This window comes from Psychrobacter sp. (genome assembly GCF_035469765.1).
In the GTDB taxonomy this organism is placed as follows: Bacteria; Pseudomonadota; Gammaproteobacteria; order Pseudomonadales; family Moraxellaceae; genus Psychrobacter.
Window position 1 is genome coordinate 1 of record NZ_DATIRM010000329.1, and the last position, 2,684, is coordinate 2,684.

1 protein-coding gene and 1 pseudogene are annotated in these 2,684 nt (G+C 42.2%); one reads left to right on the forward strand and one right to left on the reverse strand.

The genetic code is table 11. The annotated features are described in order from the left end of the window. Positions 1-173: 173 nt before the first annotated feature. Complete coding sequence (pnp, locus tag VLN09_RS09170; protein ID WP_325245820.1) at positions 174-2,276, forward strand: polyribonucleotide nucleotidyltransferase; 2,103 nt, start codon at positions 174-176, stop codon at positions 2,274-2,276. 196 nt (positions 2,277-2,472) lie between these two features. Here the strand turns inward: pnp and VLN09_RS09175 are convergent. Next, positions 2,473-2,684, reverse strand: a pseudogene (locus tag VLN09_RS09175) (hypothetical protein); the annotation flags it as partial.

Below are 2,684 nucleotides of genomic sequence, written 5' to 3' on the forward strand. Positions count from 1 at the left end.
GGTCTATACCGGCCAACTGTATAAGATAAGTATTTGATAATAATAGCTTCGATAGACAGAATTTATAACTGTAAAGATGGTCGATTAGAAGCTATATACAAAGAATTTTAATGACAGATATCAGCTTGTTATCATGCTGATATTATTTCGTCAGTCAATATTAGGAAAATTATATGACAATGTTTAATACCATTAAGCGTGAGTTTCAATACGGCAACCAGCAAGTTGTCATCGAGACTGGACGTATTGCTCGTCAAGCCAACTCTATTTTAGTACATATGGGCGGCGTTACTGTATTGGTAGCAGCGGTTGTAAAGTCTGATGCTAAAGAAGGTCAAAACTTCTTTCCATTGACCGTTAACTATCAAGAAAAAATGTATGCTGCGGGTAAAATTCCAGGTGCTTACGGTAAACGTGAAGGTCGTGCGAGCGAGTCTGAAACGTTAACCTCGCGTCTGATTGACCGCCCAATTCGTCCGTTATTCCCTGAAGGCTATATCAACGAGATTCAAATCACAGCGACGGTTGTGTCATCTGACAAAACTCAATCAGCAGATATCGCAGCACTAATCGGTGCTTCAGCGGCGCTAGCTATCTCTGATGCCCCATTTACTGGTCCTGTTGCTGCTGCGCGTGTTGGTTTTATCAATGGCGAATACGTACTGAACCCGACGCTTGAAGAGCTTAAAAAAAGTGATCTTGACTTGGTTGTCGCTGGTACTAAATCTGCGGTATTGATGGTTGAATCTGAAGCTGCAGAGTTATCAGAAGATCAAATGTTAGGCGCAGTTTTATATGGTCATCAGCAACAGCAAATCGTTATCGATAATATTGCTTCAATGGCAGCAGAAATTGGTACTGCTAAGCAGCAATATACCGCTCCTGTACGCGATCAAGCGTTAGAGACTGGTATGAAAGAGCAGTTTGGTACGCAAGTATCTGACGCTTATACCATTACTGATAAGCAAGCTCGTTACAGCAAGCTTGATGAAATTAAAGACGCCGCTATTACTGCTCTTGCTGGTGATGCTGAGTCAGAAGGCTATGCTGATACAGTATCTGAGCTAAAAGAAATCTATAACGATCTAAAATATCGTACCGTTCGTGACAATATCTTGTCAGGTAAGCCACGTATTGATGGTCGTGATTTAGAGACGGTTCGTGCGCTTGATGTGCAGGTTGGTGTATTACCATTTACTCATGGTTCAGCATTGTTTACACGTGGTGAAACTCAAGCATTGGTAACGACTACCCTTGGTAATACTCGTGACGTAAACATGATTGACTCGCTAGCGGGTACGATTCGTGACCATTTCATGTTGCATTACAACTTCCCACATTTCTCAGTAGGCGAAACGGGTCGTGAAGGCATCCCTAAACGTCGCGAAATCGGTCATGGTCGTCTAGCACGCCGTGGTATACAAGCGATGCTGCCTGATAGCGACCGCTTCCCATATGTTATCCGTGTGGTATCTGAGATCACTGAATCAAACGGTTCATCGTCAATGGCTTCTGTTTGCGGCGCAAGTTTGGCATTGATGGATGCTGGCGTACCAATTAAAGCACCAGTTGCTGGTATCGCTATGGGTCTTGTTAAAGAAGGCGATCGCTTTGCGGTATTGTCTGACATCCTAGGTGATGAAGATCATCTTGGCGATATGGATTTTAAAGTCGCTGGTTCTAAAGACGGTATTACTGCTCTACAGATGGACATTAAAATCGAAGGTATTACGCCAGACATCATGGAGCAAGCGTTAAAGCAAGCTCATGCTGGTCGTATTCATATCCTAGACGCGATGAACAAAGTATTGCCTGAAAGTCGTACCGAAATTAATGCTCATGCACCTAACTATGCAGTGATTGAAATCAATCCGGACAAAATCCGTGATGTTATCGGTAAAGGCGGCGCAATGATTCGTCAGCTAACCGAAGAAACTGGCGCGGTTATCGATATCGATGATGCCGGTACGATTCGTATCTTTGGTGAAAACAAAGCAGCAACTAAAGCGGCGATTGCCAAAATCGAAGCAATCACAGCAGAAGTTGAAGTGGGTAAAACCTATGAAGGTACGGTTGCTCGTATCGTTGACTTCGGTGCCTTTATTAATGTATTGCCAAATACTGATGGACTTGTCCATATCTCGCAAATCGCTGATGAGCGCGTAGAGAACGTTTCTGACTATTTAAAAGAAGGTCAAATCGTTAAAGTATTGGTACAAGACGTTGATAACCGTGGTCGTATCAAGTTGACTATGAAAGGTATCGAGCAAAGCTAATGCTTGATATTTGATAGAGTTAATATTAAAAAACCGCTTTGAATTACTTATTATAAGTGCTCAAGGCGGTTTTTTTATGGGTGTGAAAATAACGAAAATCAAAATAAGATGCTATAAGGTAATATCTTTTGGCAGATGAATATCAATGCGAATGTTAGATAAATCCTGTAGATACTGCGTCAGTAAAGGCAAGATATCAACGTGCCAATCTAATGGAAGAGCGTTTATGTAGTAAACAGCTACCAACTACTAAGCTACCATCACGACAAGCACGATAGTAACGTTGATAATGATCAGGATATAGGGTTTTCGCTCGAGTAAGAATAGGGTCTAAAAGCAGACCGGCGATATTAACAGGCAGTATTAGCAGCTGGGCGCTACTATTTAAAATAGGGGCGTGAGTGAGTT

Bases quoted from the DNA above. Each gene is read 5' to 3' on its own strand.
- pnp (WP_325245820.1), top strand. From the start codon at position 174: ATGACAATGTTTAATACCATTAAGCGTGAGTTTCAATACGGCAACCAG.